At 42.9% G+C, this 20,739-nt stretch carries 12 protein-coding genes; 1 reads left to right on the top strand and 11 read right to left on the bottom strand.

All coding sequences use genetic code 11. The features are described from left to right. Positions 1-829 precede the first annotated feature (829 nt). The 6 genes from FVR03_RS06340 to FVR03_RS06315 form a co-directional block, all read right to left on the bottom strand. On the bottom strand, positions 830-3,247 hold the full coding sequence (locus tag FVR03_RS06340; protein WP_147920896.1) for a glycoside hydrolase family 2 TIM barrel-domain containing protein: 2,418 nt from the start codon (positions 3,245-3,247) through the stop codon (positions 830-832). A gap of 39 nt (positions 3,248-3,286) precedes the next feature. Continuing rightward, positions 3,287-6,580: a glycosyl hydrolase gene (locus FVR03_RS06335; protein WP_147920895.1), complete on the bottom strand. Its 3,294-nt coding sequence runs from the start codon at positions 6,578-6,580 to the stop codon at positions 3,287-3,289. A gap of 437 nt (positions 6,581-7,017) precedes the next feature. Continuing rightward, the gene (locus FVR03_RS06330; RefSeq protein ID WP_147920894.1) at positions 7,018-8,274 is read right to left on the bottom strand and encodes a right-handed parallel beta-helix repeat-containing protein; all 1,257 of its coding nucleotides are present in this window, start codon (positions 8,272-8,274) and stop codon (positions 7,018-7,020) included. Between the two features lie 417 nt (positions 8,275-8,691). Beyond that, positions 8,692-10,041, bottom strand: coding sequence for a glycoside hydrolase family 28 protein (locus FVR03_RS06325; protein WP_147920893.1), 1,350 nt, complete (start codon positions 10,039-10,041; stop codon positions 8,692-8,694). Positions 10,042-10,244: 203 nt separating this feature from the next. Continuing rightward, positions 10,245-11,330 carry a family 43 glycosylhydrolase gene (locus tag FVR03_RS06320; protein WP_222707179.1) on the bottom strand — a complete coding sequence of 362 codons (1,086 nt, stop codon included), beginning with the start codon at positions 11,328-11,330 and terminating at the stop codon, positions 10,245-10,247. Positions 11,331-12,253: 923 nt separating this feature from the next. Next, positions 12,254-13,492: a hypothetical protein gene (locus tag FVR03_RS06315; protein WP_187270063.1), complete on the bottom strand. Its 1,239-nt coding sequence runs from the start codon at positions 13,490-13,492 to the stop codon at positions 12,254-12,256. A gap of 965 nt (positions 13,493-14,457) precedes the next feature. Here FVR03_RS06315 and FVR03_RS06310 point away from each other — a divergent pair. Then, positions 14,458-14,712 carry a hypothetical protein gene (locus FVR03_RS06310; RefSeq protein WP_147920891.1) on the top strand — a complete coding sequence of 85 codons (255 nt, stop codon included), beginning with the start codon at positions 14,458-14,460 and terminating at the stop codon, positions 14,710-14,712. Between the two features lie 186 nt (positions 14,713-14,898). Here FVR03_RS06310 and FVR03_RS06305 read toward each other — a convergent pair whose 3' ends face one another. From FVR03_RS06305 to FVR03_RS06285, 5 genes are all read right to left on the bottom strand, one after another. Beyond that, positions 14,899-17,835, bottom strand: coding sequence for an exo-beta-1,4-galactosidase (locus tag FVR03_RS06305; RefSeq protein WP_147920890.1), 2,937 nt, complete (start codon positions 17,833-17,835; stop codon positions 14,899-14,901). A 325-nt stretch (positions 17,836-18,160) separates the two neighbouring features. Further along, positions 18,161-18,670 (bottom strand): glycoside hydrolase family 2 TIM barrel-domain containing protein, encoded by a 510-nt coding sequence (locus FVR03_RS06300; RefSeq protein ID WP_187270062.1) that lies wholly within the window; start codon positions 18,668-18,670, stop codon positions 18,161-18,163. A 24-nt stretch (positions 18,671-18,694) separates the two neighbouring features. Further along, positions 18,695-18,742, bottom strand: a complete 48-nt coding sequence (locus FVR03_RS25170; RefSeq protein ID WP_369410444.1) for a hypothetical protein — start codon at positions 18,740-18,742, stop codon at positions 18,695-18,697. Positions 18,743-18,765: 23 nt separating this feature from the next. Continuing rightward, complete coding sequence (locus FVR03_RS06290) at positions 18,766-20,430, bottom strand: glycoside hydrolase family 2 protein (protein ID WP_147920888.1); 1,665 nt, start codon at positions 20,428-20,430, stop codon at positions 18,766-18,768. Between the two features lie 42 nt (positions 20,431-20,472). Beyond that, positions 20,473-20,739 (bottom strand): DUF8487 domain-containing protein (locus tag FVR03_RS06285; protein ID WP_187270061.1); only part of this gene is annotated, 267 nt, incomplete at its 5' end.

Raw genomic sequence — 20,739 nt, 5'->3', positions numbered from 1 at the left:
ATGAACCCAGCCCTGGAGGTTCTGATTCTACTTTGCAGTACTTGACAATAAGGTGGTTGTGCGGGTCGATTAAGCTCTAAAGCAGCATGTTTTTCTTATACTAAAAAAGAACAGAGCCGCTGCAGCCGGACAAACGACTGCAACAGCTCTGTTCTTATAAAACAATTTAAAGAATCCGCTTCTGAATGACCTGTATAGCCCCGAAACTTCTGGCTCTTTATTTTGAAACCAAACGATACGTCTGACTGGAATTGCAATGTTTTACTGGGTACTTTTTTAGGCAGCCACAGCTTGGTTGTATAATAGGTTCTCATACTGGCAAGGAGTGAGCTACCTACTCGTGAACTGTCCTTCTGCCGCCATTTGCTCAGCCGACTAGATCAATTCCAAACTCGTCTGCTACCTCTTTTACTGATCCCCTCGCATAGGAGAGGTCAATAGCCATCCGTTTAAAGGAGGTATCAAATACACGTCTTTCCATCTTAGTCAGATTTAATCGTTTCTCTAAATCTGCCTAAAAAAGGTCTCCAGTTAAAGGTAACAACTCCATAATGTGCTGCTCTACTTACACTAAAAGTAAGTTCTCCGGTTGCAGCCGAAGGACGCAACACACAGGCTTAGCCGTTTTGACGATAGAGTGCTCAGCAGCCATTGCCTTCACTTCGGAAGCAGTGATCGGCAGGATGGCACCATGCTTGAGTTAGCTCAATTTTAAATTCGCACGCGTTTGTTTTTCGGTAAGTAATATTAAGATTTTCGTTGATTTATCAAATTCGGATCTTTTGTAAAAATGAAAGGACTGAATCAGAACTTGATCATAAACAACAGTTTATTTCACTACTAAGGTTTTCTTTACCGGTTTCAGTCCTGGTGCTGTAACATTCAATTTTACGTTTCCAGCTTTTTGTTCTGAACGTAAAATGGCCATAGCAAAGCCATAGTGAAATGCCTTCTTATTGCCTGCAAACAAATCGTCGCTTGAGTGGTTGCCATTATCTACCGCAATTAAACGTGCTGCTCCACTTACATCAAAAGTAACCTCTCCTGTTGCAGTAGGTACTTTGCGCCCTTTACTGTCAACAGCATAAACTTTTACGTACTGAAGATCCATACCATCCGCTTTCCAGCCGGTATTTTCAGTTTCTACTTTTAATGCGACTGCTTTTCCGGTTGTTTCCAGTTCGTGTTGTGCTACAACTTTACCTCCCTTTCGGGCGATTGCGGTAATTTTGCCAGGAGAATAAGGAATGTTTTGCCAATAAATAGTATTGCGTTTTCTCACGTCTGTAGAATTTTGCTGCACACCTATCGATTTCCCATTCACAAACAATTCCACTTCATCGGCATTCGTATAAGTATAGAGATTATACTTTTCACCGTTTTGTCGATTCCAGTGCGACGAGACAACCTTTTGGCCTACTACCTGATCGTTCCACATTTTCATCTCTCCCTCATTATCAACCATACCAATATATACTACCGGTTTGTCTTCAAAAATGCTTTTGGTTAACCATGCCTGAGGAAAAGGCTCCATGGCATGATTGAAAAAGGAATAGTTCCAGCCCTTTCTTGGCCACCCCTGCGATTCGCCCCAATATTCGATAGCGCCCCAATAAGCCAAACCAACCATTTTCTCCCTGTCCATTCCGAAGAAAGGAGCCGCCAATTCGTTCGTTACTGCCTCACTTTGATAAATTATCATATCGGGTGCATGCTTCAGATACTCCTGATAATCCTCCCAGGTATAGTTAATACTGGCAACATCGGTTGCTACAGACAATTCGGGTGGAACAATGTTCTCTTTGATACGGAAATCAGGGTTGGCTCTGATAATACCGCCAGCTCGGGCAGGATACATACCAACTGTCGTTTTACGGGTAGGATCATAACGTTTCGCCACTACATCCATAATGCGGTAGGTCGTTACCCCCCAGTCGCTTGTTGGCCATTCCCAACGTTCTTCCTGAAACTGTAATTCGTTCCCGAAACTCCACATAATTACGGAAGGATGGTTCCGGTCGCGTTTAACCCACTCCTTAATATTATCATACCAGATGTCATTCCATGGTTCACTTCCTGCCCAGGCGACTTTGCTGCCCCATTTATCGTAAAGTTCGTTCACTACCAGAATTCCCTTTTCGTCTGCAAGGTCATAAAATGATTCGGAATATGGATTGTGCGAGGTACGGATATGATTGAAGCCAAAAGCCTTAATTTTATCCATCATTCTGGCAATCGAAGTTTCATAAGCAGCCGCTCCTACCGCACCTAAGTCGTGATGATTGGCAATACCTTTTAGAAAGACCTTTTTGCCGTTTAATTTAAACCCGAATTCTTTAGAGAATTCTAAGGTACGAATTCCAAACCTCTTAGTAAGTCTATCCACTACTTTGCCGTTCAAAACCAATGAAACTTCAGCAGAATATAGGTTTGGTGTTTCGGTGGACCAAAGCTGTGGATTAGCGATGTTAACCTTTGGTAATGGCACTTCTATTTCAACCAATTTTGATTTTTTCGGAGCCAACGTTTTAGTTTCGGCTACTTGTTTTCCATCCGGAGAAAATATCTTAGTAATTATCTCGACATCTAATTCCTTATCCTTAATTCCTGCCACTTCCACTTGTACACTGACTTCAGCATTCTGATCAGTAATTTTTGGAGTGGTTATAAAAATACCATGGCGTGCGATAGAAACCGGATCTTTTACCACCAAATGCACATCGCGGTAGATTCCGCCACCGGTGTACCATCGGGAATTGCCTTCTGTAGTAGAACGAACGGCAATTACATTGTCGGCGTCGTAATTAATGATATCTGATATATCCGCTTCAAAACCGAGATAGCCGTAAGGAGTTCGCCCGATTTTTTTCCCGTTCAACCAGGCTTCTCCTGATAGCATAATGCCTTCAAAATCAAGCAGGATCTGTTTTCCTTTCCAGTTACTATCTGCTTTAAAGGTTTTTCTATACCATGCTGCTCCCAGAGGTTTAAACCCACGACCTCTATTGGCAGTACTATCCCAGGGCAGCTCGATCTGGAAATCGTGTGGTAAATCCAGCTTGCGCCAGCCACTATCGTCGAAGGTTATATCTTGGGCATTCGGAACGTCACCATTTTTGAATTTCCAGTCAAAATTGAAAAGTTGCTTTATTCTAATTTCTTCTTTGTTTTGCTGCGTTTTCTGCGCAAAAAGAAATGTTGTTGAAAAAAATCCAATAACAAATAGCAAAATTTTAATATTCTTCATTCTATTATTATATGTTTAAATACCTTTTAAGTTTAAAGCCTATTTTGTTCGTTGTACAAGCAATACTTTATCCATGATGCCCGAAGGTACCAGGGAGGTTTGAGGGGTGGCTATCTCCGGATAAGCATAAGTAAAACGGTCAGCAACAGGTAAGGAAGCATCTCCCACCATGCGATTGGTCAATGAATTTACAACCTGAATTTCAAGTGCATTTTCGCCTTTCTGTATATAAGGTGTTACATCTGCTTCCCACGGACTGCACCAGACGGTCGAAACTTCTTTCCCATTAACAAAAACACGGGCAAGAGAGCCTAATTTTGGGAAACGAAGCAATACTTGTGCCCCCGATACCGGATTCTTGAATTGAATTGTTTTTCGGTACACTCCTGTTCCGGAATAATACCTGATCCGATTATCCGAGTTCTTCGTCCAGTCTGTTAAGCTGGTAAAAGTAACTTCCCCAGGACCGCCCCATTTTGGATCAAAAAATACTTTCCATTCCCCTTCTATCGGTGTAACTTGTTCTTCGATCCCTTTCAACTTTGTCGGAAGAGATGATGAAGCTTGGTTAGAGGTGACAATGAATCCGGATTCGTTGGGTTGCAAAACAACATGTAGTAACAGTCCATCTTTTCCGGATGCTGAAACGGGAAGTGCATATTGCAGGCCGGTTACCGGATCCCAATATTCGGCATTGGTGGCATGGGTGCGTAAACGGATTGTATCATTATATACGCGTTGACTATGATTGTTCAAAAAGTAAATATCAGAATCTTCTAACTGGCGATGTGCAAAATACACTTTGTCGGTAACAGTATTCCCGCTTTTAAACCCGGCATCTGGTTTAATGCCTTGTGTTTCTAACGCTTCGGCGAGGGTCATGCCCCAATACACTTTACCCTTACCGAATACTTTAGTTCCTGATTGTGCTGTGCCCCATAATTGCTTTACCAATTTCTGATATTCCTTTGCAGAAGCAGCGTCTTTTAAAGACACTGAACCAGATGGACGCGTTCCATATACTGGGATACCTTCTTTCACTAACTTCGCAATCTGCCGCAATGCGGCCAGCGAAACGTCTCCATTAGGCTCAAGAACCAATAGTTGGTAGCTAACGCCATCCGGAAGAACAATCCGGCCATCTTTGTGTGCCATCCGGGTTAGTAAACCATCTTCTGTGCACACATCAAAGTCGTATCCTTCCGGCATTTCCGGCAAGCGGTGAGCCAACAGTTTTACAGGGGCATTTTCTCCCAGATATATGCACAAATCTGCTACGGAACGTCCGTTTCGCATTAAGGCAGCACATCTTGCCTGGTAGTCCCAGAATGGACGGCTGTAGTTCCAGTAGGTATTATTTCTGTTCAGCACGTACTGCCTGCCTCCACCGGTACTTCCCGGAATTTTGTCGAGCCAGGGCTGATACGCTGAGGCACAAACAACAAATTCCTGGGAACCAAAAACATAGGCGTAATCAGCTACATTCTTAGCATCGGCCAATGATTGGCTGAACTTTAAATCCGTAAAAGCTTCTGCTGAGGCAATTGGCTTTCCGTAAATATGGGCGGCAGAAGATGTTTCCTTTACATCATAACTTCCGTGGGTTTGATATGCCCAGAACTCGCCTTGAGGCTTCTCAACCCGCCCTTTTGCTTTAAAGTTATCTGCTACGATTGTAAGTCCATTGCCCACTGCCTGGGCAGTAAATGTTACGCCTGCCTGTCGGCACAAGCTATCTAACGTACCAAAATATTCATCCGAAACTAAATCGGAAAGGGTACGTCGCATGTCGTAAAGAAAGCCGCTGGTTTCTTCTTTTGAACCAACAATGTAACCTGCTAATGCGGGAAGGTATTGATGTATATCGTAACCCCGACGCTGTTTAAATTTCGCTTCATATCCAGGTGTCCAGTTTTGCGAACCGGCTTCGTGGCTATCCATGTGCAAGCCAGTTAACGGAATTCCAACTTTTTTTAAAGAATCGGCCATTACTTTAAAATAGCTGTTCCACTGCACTTTAGTAGCTGTGGCCGATAGTTTGTCACTTTCAGGCCCCATTAAGTTAGGCCGCCCATGCTTGGTGTTTACTCCTATAGGTACACGAATAAACCGCATAACCACCCATTTCCCAGCAGGTACGTTCCAATTCAGTTGGCCGTTTTTATCCATTTTAGAGGTTAAATCCACTATTTTTTTAGGATCAATAACGGCCGATTTAGAATAGACTGGTGTTAAATCTTTTTCAATATATTCCGAGTTGAGCGCTGCCTTTTCTTCCCATTGGTCCATTTTTGCCTGTGACGAAATCACCACATCGCCAAACGGCATGTCCTGACCGGCATTATTGGGGTTATTCCAGTCGTGCAGGTTAAGCCGGAAATATTTTCCTTTTACAGCCGGGAAAGAGATGGTTCTCTGGTTCCAGGAAGGCGACTCATACATGGGTTTTAAATCACAAACTTTGGTATAGGTGATGCCATCGTTCGAAACTTCCAACTGGCCCAGGTCAGGTTGCTTTACATGGCCATAGCCATAAAAGGTTTCTGATGGGGGACCTGGCATATTCATGGCGCCCGTTCTTGATTTACCCCTCGGACGAACACGGTAGGTGATGCTACGCACCGTAAAAGATTTATTAAATTCCAAATTAATGAATACAGCAGCTCCGGGTTGTTGAGACGGGATACTAATTAGTTTATTATCTGTTGGAAAAACGATTGCCTTCGCGTTCAGTTGCGCGATATTACTGGATACCTTGGGAAATTGGTTACGACTTGTTTCCCAGTTTCCTTCCGGAACGGGAAAGGCTACAACAGCCACATCACGCACTATTCCCGATTTGCTTTTACGGGCAGGGGCAGGAAGTTTAGCATTAAAACGCTGGCCACCATTAACCAATGTATCAGTTGCTTCAAGGCGTTGCATGCTTAATTCTTCTGTAATCCAGGGTCCGCCAGAAACATACCCGTTAGAGAGATGTGTTTCAAAAGTTAGTCCTAAACGTTTTGCTTCGGAAGCGGCAAAGCGGAACATATTCCACCATTCATTAGAAAAAGCAACCAGGGCATTTTCTCCTTTACCATGTTGCTGGTCGTAATACACCACGCCGCCAACGCCCTCACGTTTAAATGCCTCTAAATCCGCAGTAATGCCTTCGCGTGTTGTTTCGGTTTCGCCATGAAACCACCAAAGCTTAGTGCGTGCGATGTCCGAGGGGTGAGAAAATTCGTTCCGGATTTGTTTTAACGAATTATTGCTGGTCTGGGCCAAAACAGGCAAACTACAAAAAGCCGTCATGCAGCTTAGCAGAATGACGCAGAGTTGTTTTCTCATCTGTTAATAAATTGTTTAGAGGTATTAGGTGTAGCTTTATTTAAATGATGATCTACTTCTGCACAGCCTACAACTGTGTTATATTGGTAATTTCAAGGAACTCTATGGGGTTCCGGGCATCTCTATCTTCACGTTTTTGAGCAGCAGGTTGTCAATGTACCGGCATCTGGCTCCTTTCTCCGACTGAATTTTGATATTTTCCACGATGATGTTTTCGGCGTGCACCAAAGGCGAATCCAGGTCATCAGCGGCTTTTATTTCTTTCGTTTTCTAAGAACAAATAGGGTTAACCTCCTTATCGATTTTGGGTTTTAAAATGCAATAGCGAGAAAAAACTGAGGCCGAAAATGTATGAATCGGCCTCAGTTAATTTAATCATGCTGTTGCTATAGATAAAATGGAGAACAGCCTCCCTTTTATTCAATATTGAAAAAAGATTATTTGTCAACTCTATTTCCAGCTGCTATGGTTTTCTCGCCATGATATTCAAGACTGCTTTGAGTACCACTGTTTCGAAGATCATTATTCACGATACGATTATGAGAACTAGGAGCAGTCTCCAAAATACCATGAGTTTGTATCATGGGAGTTCTATCATCGTATATCCTTAAATTTCTAACCATTACATTTCTGGAAGGATGGTAGGTGCCATCATTTCTGGAAGCAATTCTAAGCCCTTGATTTCCCGAATTTTTGATTACTCCTCTTTTTATGGTATAATCCTGCGTGTTCTCTATCAACACACCCTGGCTGGTAGAACCGGAAATATCTACTTCTTCAATGGTAATACCATAACTTCCTGATACGCTGAATACACCTCTACCGCATTCGGAGGCTATTACCTTTTTAACCAAAATATTGGGGCCACAATCATTTGCAGTTCTAAAACCAGCATATCCTCCTCCTTTGTTTGCCCTGGTGGCATGCACCAGATCTACGACTGCATCTTTGGTACCGTTAAGTAATAGTCCACAGCCTCCTGTATCTACAGTTGTAATTTTACCTATTGTTAAACTATCTACACCAGCTGTTTCCACACCATGGTTCTTCGCCTTTTCAACATAAATATTATCGATAGCTACATTTTTTGACCTGGTACCCCTGCCATTATCTATACGAATTCCTAAACCGACATCCTTCGCTTCAGGGATTGAGATGTTAATGCCATTAATAATTACGTTTTCACTGCTCTGTATCCAGATACCATACCGCGGATTGCCTGTGATTTTAAAATTCCTGATTTCTATATTATGAGCTCTCCTGGCTATAATAGGCACGATAAGCTCTCTATCTGTATCATTTACATGCATCGTATTATTCAAAAAATCGAGGGCAGTAAAATTCCTTAAATAAACCCCATGTACATCTCCACTTCCATTATCAGGCCCTGAATTACCTGAATGATGTACTACTACCAGTTCTTTTTCTCGTCTATTCGGATTAAGACGATCTATTGCCTGCTGAATGGCTGTTATCATATCAGTTCCCACATAGACTTCTACCCCGTAAGTGTAACTGTGCCAGGTATCATCAATTAATTTAACTTCTCCAGAAGCAGACTGAGTTGATGCCTTAATTTGCTGCATTTCCTGTTGCACCAGATCCTCATCAATGGATGAACAGGAGCCAACCATAAATAGCAGAAAAAGTCCTACCATTATTCTTGAAGATGCTTTATTAAATTTGTAGTTCATAAAAATGGATTTAGGTTTATAGAAATATGAAATTTGATTAAAATTTATCCAATGTAGCTAACTGTTAAAGCCTGTACTTTCCTGATACTTACAATGCTCAAAGCTTTAATATCAGGTTCATTTACAAATTTTTGAAGAAATCATTTTTTATAAATCTTGTAAAACCGCCAACGCCTTCTCGTGTTGTTTCGGTTTCGCTATGGAACCACCAAAGCTTTGTGCGGGCGATGTCCGGGGGGTGATATAACTCGCTTTTGACTTGTTTTACCAAAGGTTTGTTCTGGCCAAAACAGGCAAACTACAAAAAGCCGTGATGCAGCTCAGCAGAATCAGGTAATGTTGTTTTTTTTTCTGTTAATCAACTGTTTAGGAGTATTATGCTTAACTTATTTAGATGATGATCTACTTCTGTATTGCCTATAACCGTGTCATGTTAGCGATTTCAAGGAACTCTATTGGAGTCCCGGGCGTTTCTATCTTCACGTTTTTGAGCAGTAGGTTGTCAATGTACTGGAACCGGGCTCCTTTCTCCGCCTGAATTTTAATATTCTCCAGGATCACGTTTTCGGCATGCACCAAAGGCCAACCCAGGAAACTGATAGCTTTACCAGAACCCGTAGCATTTACATTGCGGATGGTAATGTTTCTGTATACAGGATTGGCTTTTTCGAAGGGCACCCTTATATTCTGCCACTCATCAATGTAATCTTCTGCGGTAATATCAATTAAAGCATAGTCGATAACAGTACCTGCATTTTTAATCTCCCAGCCTTCGTGCGTAATGTTTTCAATTACGCCGCCTCTGCCCGGGCGCGGCTTAAATTTAATAGGCGCCACATTTCCGTCGGATTTGCAGTTTCGGACCAGTACATTTTTAACTCCTCCGGCAGTTTCTGTTCCGATCGAGACGCCGCCATGGCCAGTGCCGAAAAAACAGTTTTCGATCAGTACATTTTCACTCGGAATATTAACCCGTAACCCATCAGAGCCTCTTCCTGATTTCACCGCAATACAATCATCATCCACCGAAACAGAGCAGTTCCGGATAAAAACATCCTGACTCGAATCCACGTCAATGCCGTCTGTACTGGCTGCTCTCTTTCCCTTTTCAAGCACAGGATTGAAAATGTTTACATCTGTTATTTTAATAGCATTGCTGTAGCAGATTTGAACCGTCCAGAAACCAGCGTTTATCAGGTTAATGCTTTGCAGCTCAGATTCTGAAACGTTGTGAAAGAGCACCAGCCGGGGACGAGGCACATGCCAGTCGATTATGCCGCGGAGTTCTGTTTTAGAAAGGCTGTCGCGTTTTGTCCAGTAGTGTTCCCACCAGTAGTAGCCCGAACCATCAATGGTGCCTTCCCCGAAAATTTTCACATTTTTTGTATCAATTGCATTGATGAAGGCAGAAGGCCATTTCATTTCGATACCTGCAATGCGGGTATTCTCTAACTCCGGGTAATTTTCCAGTCCTGCAACTCCTCTGAGCTTGGCTCCCTTTTCCACCTGTAGGTGCACATTCTCCTTCAGGAAAAGAGCTCCTGAGGAAAAAACACCATCAGCAACTAAAACTGTGCCGCCACCATTCTGAAAACACGCATCAATGGCTCGCTGAATAGCGGCTGTATTTACGGTTACGGAATCTCCTACAGCTCCGAACCTTTTTACATCATACACCTGCTGCCCCGAAGTGGCAAGAGGTTGTTTACTGCAGGAGGCCATCAGCAGGAAAACGCTCAGTAAACAGGAGAGGGATGCATATTTCATTAAAGCAATTATTTTGCTGGGTGAACTGGTCTGTTCAGGAAAGTACTTCCCTGAACAGGCCTTATTTATTTTCTACAAAAAGCATTGAGATAGGTACAATATCCTTTTTTCAACTGAAGACATGTCCTCGATTCGGGAGCGACAGTCTACGCATAAACTAAAGAATGGAACCTTGCGTGTAATCAATACTTTTTGCGAAGAGGTTATTTTTTCTTTAAAATTTTTGTCTCGCCGGTTTTTATATTCAATGTCCATGGTGCCGGCTCTGGCAACCAAAGCTTTCCATCTCCTATTTCCAGGGGCATCCACAGGTAGCGTGAATCCCATTGTGTTTTGGGTTTCCACACATCCCCGGTAAAAATTATCGAGGTTGTTTTGGTTCCCTGTACTTTAACTAACATGCTGGATTGAGAGCCATAGGTGTTTGTTTCCGGCGGTGCAATGTCTTTAAATTCGGACCAGGGGCCGCTTAATGAGGTAGCAGTAGCATATTTATTCGGATTTGCGTTCCAACCCGTTAATCCGGAACCTATAACATAATAAAGCCCTTCATACTTTACAATTGCTCCCCCTTCTATGCGTTCAGTAATCAGGCACATTTCTTTTTCGACATCCAAATAGTCATCTGACAACTTCGCGATTCTAAAACCACGAACCGGGCGGTCTTCAAAGATTAAGTACGCCGATCCATCATCATCTATAAACTGGCCAATGTCCCTGCTTTCATGGCCCAATGGCCTAAAGGTTCTTATAAATTTAAAGGGTCCCTCAGGTTTGTCACTAATAGCCACACCAACCCGTGCGTAGTGGTAGGCTATAATGCTAGGATCAGGAGATACTCCTTTCACTGAACCGTCCACATGCACGTACATCACAAACTTTTTTGTTTTAGCATTGTAATAAACTTTGGGCCGCTCAACCACCCATTCACCCAGTATAGTGTCAGGCTTTGAAACTTTTAAAGCATATCCAAGATGAGTCCAATTCACCAGATCTTTAGATCTATAACAACTTGTGTAGCGGTAGTTTGGGTCTAACCCCTCCCGCCGGTCCTCGCCATACCAATAATAATGGCCTTTCCATTTAGTAATTCCCCCGCCATGCGCCTGTATGTGGTTTCCGTTGTTATCTGGCCATACTTCGCCCGGATAGATTGTATTGGTTTTACCCTGGCCCAGCGCATCGCTGGCGCAAAAAGATAGGGTAAGTAGCAGGCAAAATGCTGCTTTAAAACCATAAAAGAGTGGGTGTGACCATGGCATTAATTGGCGCATTTCTGTTTTGTGCATATTGTTAGTAATTTGGTAATATGTATCAGGTATAGCTATTTAAGTTTATTTATTTTTTCAATGTTTTTAAAGCTTGCTGCTTCGCATAACCAGTTTATTAGCCTTAAGGACGGAAACAGGGGTTCCTGGGTCCTGCCACTATTTATTAGCCAGCCCGATGCTGGCAATAATATCCTCTTTGCAAGACAAGATCTGTCTCTTTAATTAAATGGAAGCAATAGAGGTTAAACCGAACAAGAAAATTAATAGGCTAATATTGAACAAATGTTTGTAAATGAAATTGCCGAATTTTATGGTAATAATAAACTACCAAATCATTCCTCATCAGAACAATAACCAAAAATAGAAAGAAGTTTTATTTTTAAAGGGCTAATGAGCCTGCCCAAAGCTCATCCAAATTATGGATGAAGTATGTATTTGACAATCAAATAATTAATAAAATGAACATTGAGGCCGTTGCAGGTACGCTACTGTCTTATGGCTTATAATTTTAGTGTATGTGTGTTAAAAATTATTATTTTAGGCATATCAATGAGACAGCCTGTATAGGTTTTGCCAACCTTGTAGTTGATTGCCATAAGATTAATAGCGAGTTTTACGACCAGATAAACAAAGGAGTAGACTGGCATCCGATTTACCAGCTTATTGATGAGCATTAAGTTAAAAGCTCCAAATAGCCGCTATTGAGTTAGCTTACATAAATGAGGTGCTCAAGGAAGTGGAGCTACCAAAAAAGAATATCTCTTTTCTTTGCCGACAAAAGCTATACTTTCAAATAAGACAGGGATTTGCTAGAGATAAAGCTAAAGGAGTAAGGAGGTATAGGCATGTGCGCTCACAAAGGGTGCTGGCATGCGCTAAAAATACATCAAAAACAAGATAAGTTATCAGTTAGAGCTTTTTTTAACGGTTTCGCATTGTGCCTAAAATTGATAGAGGCTGCGTCCATCGCCAGCTTTAAGGTCACAGTTTTTTACAAACCCATTTCCTTCAAATTCAATAAACAATCCTTTTATTTCACCTAATGGTTTTTGATAGCTTCCCGTAAACAGCAGTTCTCCATTGACAAATAACGAAACTTGCTTGTTCTGGTTAATCATTTTTACCGTATTCCAATTTTCCTGCTCAAGAACAAACTGAGAAAGATCATCCTTATCTCCATCAAACCGTTGCTCACTTAATACATTGATCACCCGTGAGCTACACCCTGGGTTCGAAAGTTTAAAACGTATCATACTATTGATACCCGATATCTGAAACTGGGTGCTATTACAGGAAAATCCGTGTCTGCGGGGTGGATTTTTAAAAGTTGTTTCGAACGTAAAATCGTCTGCAAAATAATTTACCGGAGTGAAATTATACAGTCTGGTGAAAATACGCTTGACGGTATCTAAGCCTATACTATGTAATTGTCTGTTCGTGAGATTAAAAAGACTATCAGAACCTGTTCTAACAGCCGGGATCTCGTAATAATGATTACGCATTTGATCATGGTAACTAAGCGCGATCCATTTGTTGGAACTTACACTAATTGTCGTTTCTGCGAAAACAGACCGGCGTGTTCGCAAACTTACGTTAAATACACCTGCATATAAATAATTGTGTGATACCCGTTTTTGCTCTGCTCTAACGTGGATTAATGGTGACTTATCTCCAAAATCTACGAATGTACTGTCCTGATTATCAGGTACCATAATATCAAAAACGGCCGTAAACGGAATAGTCCCTTCTATTTTTAGTAAAGTAACATATGCGGGAAACGAGGCGACAGGCTTAAACAACTTCCAGGCAGCAAATCCTGAAATACCGATTATAGCAAGGATGAAGATGTACAGAAATATATTTTTTCTGACTTTTATTGGGGCTATTACTTCGCTTATCTGGGCTTCAACGGGTGCCTGAACATCTTCAGGATAAGTGTATCCGCAATATTTTTGCAGCGCTTCAATGGTGGCATGCTGGGGGATATACTTCTCATCTACAGCAAGTTTACCAAAAATACGCTTTAAGGTATTGATACTGATGTTTATTTTCGTTGCCCGTATTATATCGTGATTAAGGTTAATAAAGTCACTATGTGTCCAATGGGCAGCCGCTCCGCGACCGAAGCGAATTTCGCAGCATTTAATCACATCTGTTAGGTTAACTTTCCTGCCCATCAAAACAAAGATATGTTAAATTTGGAAATGCTTAATGCCTGCTAAAATAACAAGTTAATCATATACGTCCAAAATAAATGATAGACGTTCAAAAGTAATGACAGGATATAAGCTGATTGCAAGAGAATGGCCTCACTCTTTTGGCGTTGTTACCTTTGACTGGAGGCATTATACTACGCAGACTTAAGTAAAATAATTAATTAATACCTGATAGTATAAACTACCTTGCGAATAATAAGCTCAAGTTTGTTGGAGGTAAAGTTTATCGATAATATCTGTCTGCTGCTCTGTCAATTGAATATTCGACTGCTTTCTAATGGCATTCGTCTCGCTGGCTGGGCCATACTTTTTCCCTTGATGAGAACCGAAGACTTCTTTCCCTAAAGTGAGCAAAAGAATCAAGCATGAGGGGATTATGTCTAAACGAGGCTCGTGCCCCCACTACTGAACACTTAAACAAAAAATCGTCAAAAAGCACTTGGCTACCAGTCAGCATTGACCATAGAAGTACACTATAAAATATAAGGATTCGGAATAGCCTTTAGGTGATTTGATATAAAATTGACTATACTGGAAAGGCCTGTATTAGATGCCTCCTTCAAACGGATGGCGATTGACCTCTCCTATGCGAGGGAAGAAGTAAAAGAAGCAGCAGACGAACTTGGGATTGATTCTGGCCGGTTGAGCAAGTCACGGCAGAAGGAAGGCTAGCCCATTCGGTCTACCGATGGGCTCAGGGAGGAACTAGAAGAGATCAATCGGTTACAAAAGAAACTGAAGGAGGCGCAGTTGGAGCGAGTTGCGCCCCTATGCTGACGCACGTTTGCTGGTTAAAAAAAGGCCATCCATAGCGGTAAGGCCGGCAGAGATGAGGGTCTCTGATCTCTCCTACATCAAAACCAGGCTAGGCTGGTTGTACCTGACGGTCGTACTGAGGGAAAGCGGTGGGCAGGGTGCTGAGTAAGACCATGGAGGCAGAAGCAATCAAGGTGGAGGCCTTCCAGATGGCCATCAGAAACAGTTGCTTGCTCTATTCCCTTTTGTTTTACTCTGACTGGGGCGTACAATATGCCTGCAGTATCTCCCAAGAACGACTCGAGGGAATTCTGGTCGTGCAGAGCATGAGCAAGAAAGGAAACTGCTGGGACAATGCCATGAAAGAGAGCTTCTTTAAAACAAAAAAGACAGAAATAGCAGACCACCACCATTTTGCCACCAGATAGGAAGTCTAGCTTGCCATGTTTGAATACATTGAAGGTTTCTACAGCAGAAAAAGGAGGGACTCAAAATTTGGCTACCTGACTCTTTGCCAATATGAAAACCTGTTATACAAAGCTTTAACTGCCTATAAAAGTCTCCAGCAAAACATTACAATTCCAGTTCTGCACCTGATGCATTATGCTCAATTGTTACTTTACTACAGGCTGCTGCCCTTGATTTGGCTTCAGCTCATCCGGACTATCTTTGGTAAAGCTATCCCACACTTCCCTGGATGGGGTCTGGAACACATCCCGCACCAACTCCATATCAAGCTTGTCTTTGGGCTGAAACTTATCCGAAGCCATATAACTCAGCAGGCTGTAGCGCAACTGCCGGGCAGCGGGGCGGTTATCCAGGTCTGAAGTCAGGTCGGCACTGGAAACAAGCAATTTGCCTTTTCCTACGCTGGCTTCGTAGATAAGACCCAGCTTCCGGTTCATGAACCAAGTGTCTATTGGCTGCACGATTGGACGAAAATCTTTCGGAAAGTCCTCCAGGTGCATGACCTGTGCCCGGTTTACGACCTCCCACCACTGCAGGTCTGTGAACGACTCTGTAGGAAAATACTCGAAAGCCGGATGATCTGCTTTTATAAGCGATCCTGTGGTGTGTGGCGGACGCATCTTAAACCAGGAGGTGTTCCAGAAAGCAGGCGTGAAATACATCATTACCTCTTTACCTTTTACCACGCTTCCGGCTGCATCCAGGAACACACTGCCTCCCCTGTTTAGCACTTCTTCCGCTTTTTTGTCCAGCACCTTTGTGTAGTAAACATCTGACTTTACTACTGGCAGCTCCTCCGCCGGGTACACCCACACATTCCAGTCATTTACAAAATTGGTTTCAGCCAGCTTAATAAACAGGTTCAGTTTGCTGGCTTTTGTAATTTTGGTGAGCGGTATCTCCAGCTTTCCTGCTTCGGTATTGGCACCCCGTGGAAAAGCTTTGGCTGGCAAGCTACCGGAAGCAACTACATTGTTTTTATCATCTTTCAGCTCCCAGTTCAAAATAGCATTGGTCAGGTCAGACTCTCCGAAATGATACAGTTCCACATTTGCCGTCAGGACTTCGTTATTTTTGTAAACGAACTTTGCCATTCGGGTAAGTGGAACGGTCGTATTGCAAAAGCGGCGGAATTCTTCCGGTGAAATATAGCCCTTGCTCTCCCAGAATGCATCGAGTACACCTACCAGCGCCGTTCCCTGGCCCGGGAAATCCTGCAGCCCCAGCAGCTGGAAACCTGCCAGCCCGGGCGTACGCAACGATTGCTCAATCTCGAATTTATAAGACAGTGCCTGTAATTTACCCGAAGCCGTCAGGAAGTCTCTCGCCTGATCGCCCATCCCCCTGTCCGCCAGGTCTTCCTGAAACAGTTCGAAGTTTTTAGCGCGGTAAACGCCGGTGTATTTCTTTATCTCCTCGAAGTTGGGGAAGGCTACCCACTGGCCCATCTCATGGGTAACATAGGGCACGGTAAAGCCTTCAATCTTTGTTCGGTAATCGCCCTCATTTTCTGGTCGTGCATTCGGCCAGTTTAAACCACGCGGCCCCGACTTCACCATAAATTCGTTTTCGGGTACCAGGGGCCAGCTCATTGCCACCGATGCTCCGGTGTAGATGCGGCGGTTGTCTTTCTTCTGCCAGTATTTCACGAATTCCGCCAGGTATTTTGCCTGGTTTCCGCCCCGTGGTTCGTTTCCGGCAGCCAACATGGTAAAGGAGGCATAGTTGCCGTAATGTTTAGCCATGCGGTTGGTCTCCTCATAAATATAGGTATCAATGGCTTTGCCACTCCCAAGGGAGGTGCTGTGGTTAGGCCAGGTAGGGCCTTCAGGCTGCAGGTAAATACCAATCTTATCAGCGGCAATAAAAGCAGCTTCAGGCGGGCACCAGGAGTGGAAACGGATGTGATTAAGCCCGTGTGCCTTGGCTATTTTGTAAATTCGCTCCCAGGAAGCCTCATCGGTTGGCGGGTAACCTGTTAGCGGAAACTCGGAATTGTTCAGGTCGCCCCGCAGAAAAACCGGCTTTCCGTTCACCATAATCCGGGTTCCTTCTACACTTATTTCGCGCATTCCGAACTGCACTCCCTGCTCATCGTCCTGGTTTCCTTTTGCATCCAGTTTTGCTGTCAGTTTATACAGCGCAGGATTAAACTCATCCCAGGTTTGCATGTTCTCTCCAAGCGGCAGGTTTATGTCGAGCACTGTTTCGCCTGGGTTTAACTTTACATTTACGGGCTTTGCCTGTGCCGCATGGGTTTTATCGCTGTTAAAGCTTTTGGCTCCTAAGCTTACTTTACCGGTTACAGGTTTATCTGTGGTGTTTTGCAAGGTCAGCTTGACGCTGGCAGTTTTTGTTTTCAGATTAGGAAATACCTGTATATCATCAAAATATACCTTAGAACCTGCTTTCAGCATCAGGTTGCCTACTACGCCATTCCAGTTCCCCTGGGTGTGGTCGGAGATGCTGTGGGAATTTGTGCCCACATTCACATCTTCTGTAATGGTATTGTCTACCCGGAGGGTGATGGTGTGTTTGCCAGGTGCGAGCTTGCCTGTGAGGTCGTACAGGTGTGGTGCAACCAGGGAGTTTGCTTTCCCTATCTCCTGCTCATCAATCCAAAGGTGTGTGGCAATGTGCGCGCGCTCCAGCTCCAGTACTATCCGTTTGTCTTTCCAAGAGGCCGGAATGGTTACTTCTTTCTGATACCAGGCCGGTCCCACATAGTGCTTGGCAGGTGTAAGCCAGAAGGGTACTTTTATATTGCCTGGCTCGCGGTAGCGGGCCATCCGCGGATTGTAAAACCAGGAGCTGTCGTAAATGCTGGCGGTCCATTCCGTTTTCAGGGTAATGTCGTTCCCCTTCAAGTTTTCAGCCATAGAGCCCGGCAGCTTTACCTGCTCGGGGAAGCTCTGGGTGAACCATTTTTCAGTCAGCCCTTTGCCAGTCGGGTCAGTGGTGAATTTCCAGTCACCGGCCAGCGATATTTCCTTTTGCTGTGCTTTGGATCCTTGGCTTAAAAGCAGCAGACAGCATACAGTTACCAGAAATAGGCGAAAAATGGCAGGGCGATTCAGGTTCATAAAATTATAGTTATACCGCATCATATAAAGCTACTCTTATTTTGATATTTAACTCTTTAATTATTTGTTCTGCCCCTGCCATTTTCAATTTATGAACGCCTCCACTCACTGTTTCCGAGGGAGCGGCAAAAAGTATATTCCGCTCAGCACCGGGTACCATGGGCACCTCGAAAAACTAAAAGAACACCAAGTTTACAGGGCAAAATTTTCAAGATTATGGAGTAAGTCCAGTAAAATATGTATTGGGTTTAAAATGACTGGATACAATTTTTTAGTATATGCAAAATCATTAATCCATATCAGGATAAATCCAAAGTCACAGTTCTTATTTTTGTTTATAATAGTCAGCCAATATATACAAGGCTTTTTTCTTGAAGCCCTGATCGGAAAGTAATCCTTTCCGGTTCCATCCGTTCTGATAAGCTTGATGCATTCGCTTAGGCGATCTATAATCTACCAATAACCAGGCACATGTCCCGCGCAAAGCAGGCATTCTTTTAAACATCGTCACCTGATCCTGATACACTTTTTCCTGGTGTTCTTCGGTCCATAAACTGGCGATATCGGATGGCCCGTGGTTTCCATACAAGGTTTCGCTACCAAATTCAGAAATAACAATCAGTTTATTTAAGTTTGATATGCAGGTTTTTTCTTCTGGCTTTACAATCCAATGTTGGTACCAGCCAAGGTATTCGTTCACCGAAATTATATCCAGCGATTTAAAAATATTATCGTTAATTGTTATTGTACTGTCAGCATATTTCATGTTATCCAGTGCCACGGTTACGAGCCGGGCAGGATCCAGTTTATGGCATTCGTCTATTGCCTTTGCCAACACTCGGTTTCTGTCGCTATTGGCTTATGTCTCGTTTACCACACTCCATAGTACAACGCTGCAACGGTTCATATCACGTCCAATCATCTCATTAATCATAGAAAGAATGATAAAAACCTAACGTTATCTTCGGTCGTTACCAGATGATCACCTACCACTTTTCCGGCGGCATCAAGGCGTTCTGTTTTTACAAGGTATAATTGCGGGTTAGCGGCTGTCCAAAGCGCGGCATTTTCAATTACTAGTTTGCTTACATTAAGCTGATCAATTAGCATTACATCATATAACACCTCTTTACTGGCAATCACTGCTCCCTCTTTTGGGAACCAGGGCGATACACTAATCCGAAGCTTCCCCTTAAATTTACTTTCAGTCAGATTACGGTAATCTACCTTGATAACTTGTTCCGCACGTACTCCGGAAATGGATTCGGTGTACGTGAATACATCTTTAATATAGGCGGTCTTCAATAAATCAAGGTGAATTCTTCCCGCAAACCAGCCGGTATGCTTGTCGGTAGAAGTGTGTGTCATCACCTGTTCAGGTGCAACTTCATAAGAATCGACCTTTATAGCTACCAGGTTTTTACCCGGCTTTAAATATTTCCGGATATCGATAGTTACCGGGGCAGGGTTATGGATAACTTCAACGGTTTTGCCGTTCACATACAATATCCCGGATGGTGTTATGGATTCAATGTAGAGGTTAGCGGCTTTAAATTCTTTTATATCCTTGATTTCAAACTCTTTTCTCAAATAAAGATCTTCTTTTTTATAGCATTCGCCGCCATGCACAATCGGAAGTTTATCCGTTGCCCAATCCGAAGCATTGTAAGCAACTTCGCTCCATTCACCCAGCGGTTTGGCCGGAGAAAAGTCTTCATCAACAAACGTAGTGATATCGAAAGGATAATGAGCGTCAGCAGTTAACCTTTTATAACCCGTACCATGTAGATTGTCCAGTTTAAAACCTGCCGGGCCATTGATAACCAGCTTTGTAAAGGCTTTGCTGGTAGTGTCTGAAAAATAAGCATAGTCGCCGATTAACTGATCCTGTACATAAAAATTATAACGGCGGGTAGTAAAATCGAGATCAATTTTAATATTGACTAAGCCTTTCGGCTGGGCTTTAGGCTTATAAAAAACTTTTTTACCATTAACTGTGTAGTAAAACTTTCCCAACTGGTCTTTTCCGAACTCCGCGCAATTGTCTAATGAAATACTGAAGTTTTTTACCTCAAACAGGTTGATGTCTGTTTCTAATTTACATCGCCAGTTTTGAGCGTCAACATGGTTTATTAACTGCGTTTCCTTATTGAAAGAAAGTGCACCATTTTCAACCCGCACATCGCCGGATACTTTCCATTTATCAAGTTCAGCAGCATCAATGGCTTCTTTACCCGGCTTATAGCCCTTCCTTGACCATTCATCGGTGAGCATTCGGCTTCTTACCTGATGTTGGGGCTGTGACTTTATCTTTGCGGATAGATTAACTGCTTTTTCAAGCGGATACGCTTCTTTGTTAAGATTTGCATCTTTCCAAAAAATCATTCCATAAGTAGCGTAAGCATTTAAAAAATCTATCCGTTGCTGATCAGTGAAAACACTCGTCTTTCGTTTAAAATCGGTTTCGCCATTGGCATTGCTGTTGTTTGAAAAATGACGAATTTTAAAAGAATTAGAAATAGTTTGCCCCTGACACAAAATAGGCAGCAGGGGGAATACTAAAATAAAAAATCGGAACGCTCTGCTACTAATCATACAATCAGCGATTTTAGATAGTTAATATTGATAGCTTGAGGCTTAATGTACCAGGCTCTTAATTTTGTCGATAGTAACAGGTGTTTCCGGGTTAAAAGCAGGCGAAGTCATATACTGCTGTAAACTATGCAGCAATTGCCGTGCTTCCGGGCGGTCTTTTAAATTACCTGTAAAGTCAATTCCCGATACAATCATGCTTCCCTTACCAACTTTGCATTCGAAAATCAGACCCAATGAACGGGCAGTAACCCAATCATCAATTACACGAACTATTGGCTTTAAGCCTGTAGCTACAGAATCCAGCATGAT

It is taken from the genome of Pontibacter qinzhouensis, assembly GCF_008017455.1.
Classification (GTDB): domain Bacteria; phylum Bacteroidota; class Bacteroidia; order Cytophagales; family Hymenobacteraceae; genus Pontibacter; species Pontibacter qinzhouensis.
Note: the sequence above shows the minus strand (reverse complement) of the source record. Positions and strands in the feature narration are given on the sequence as shown.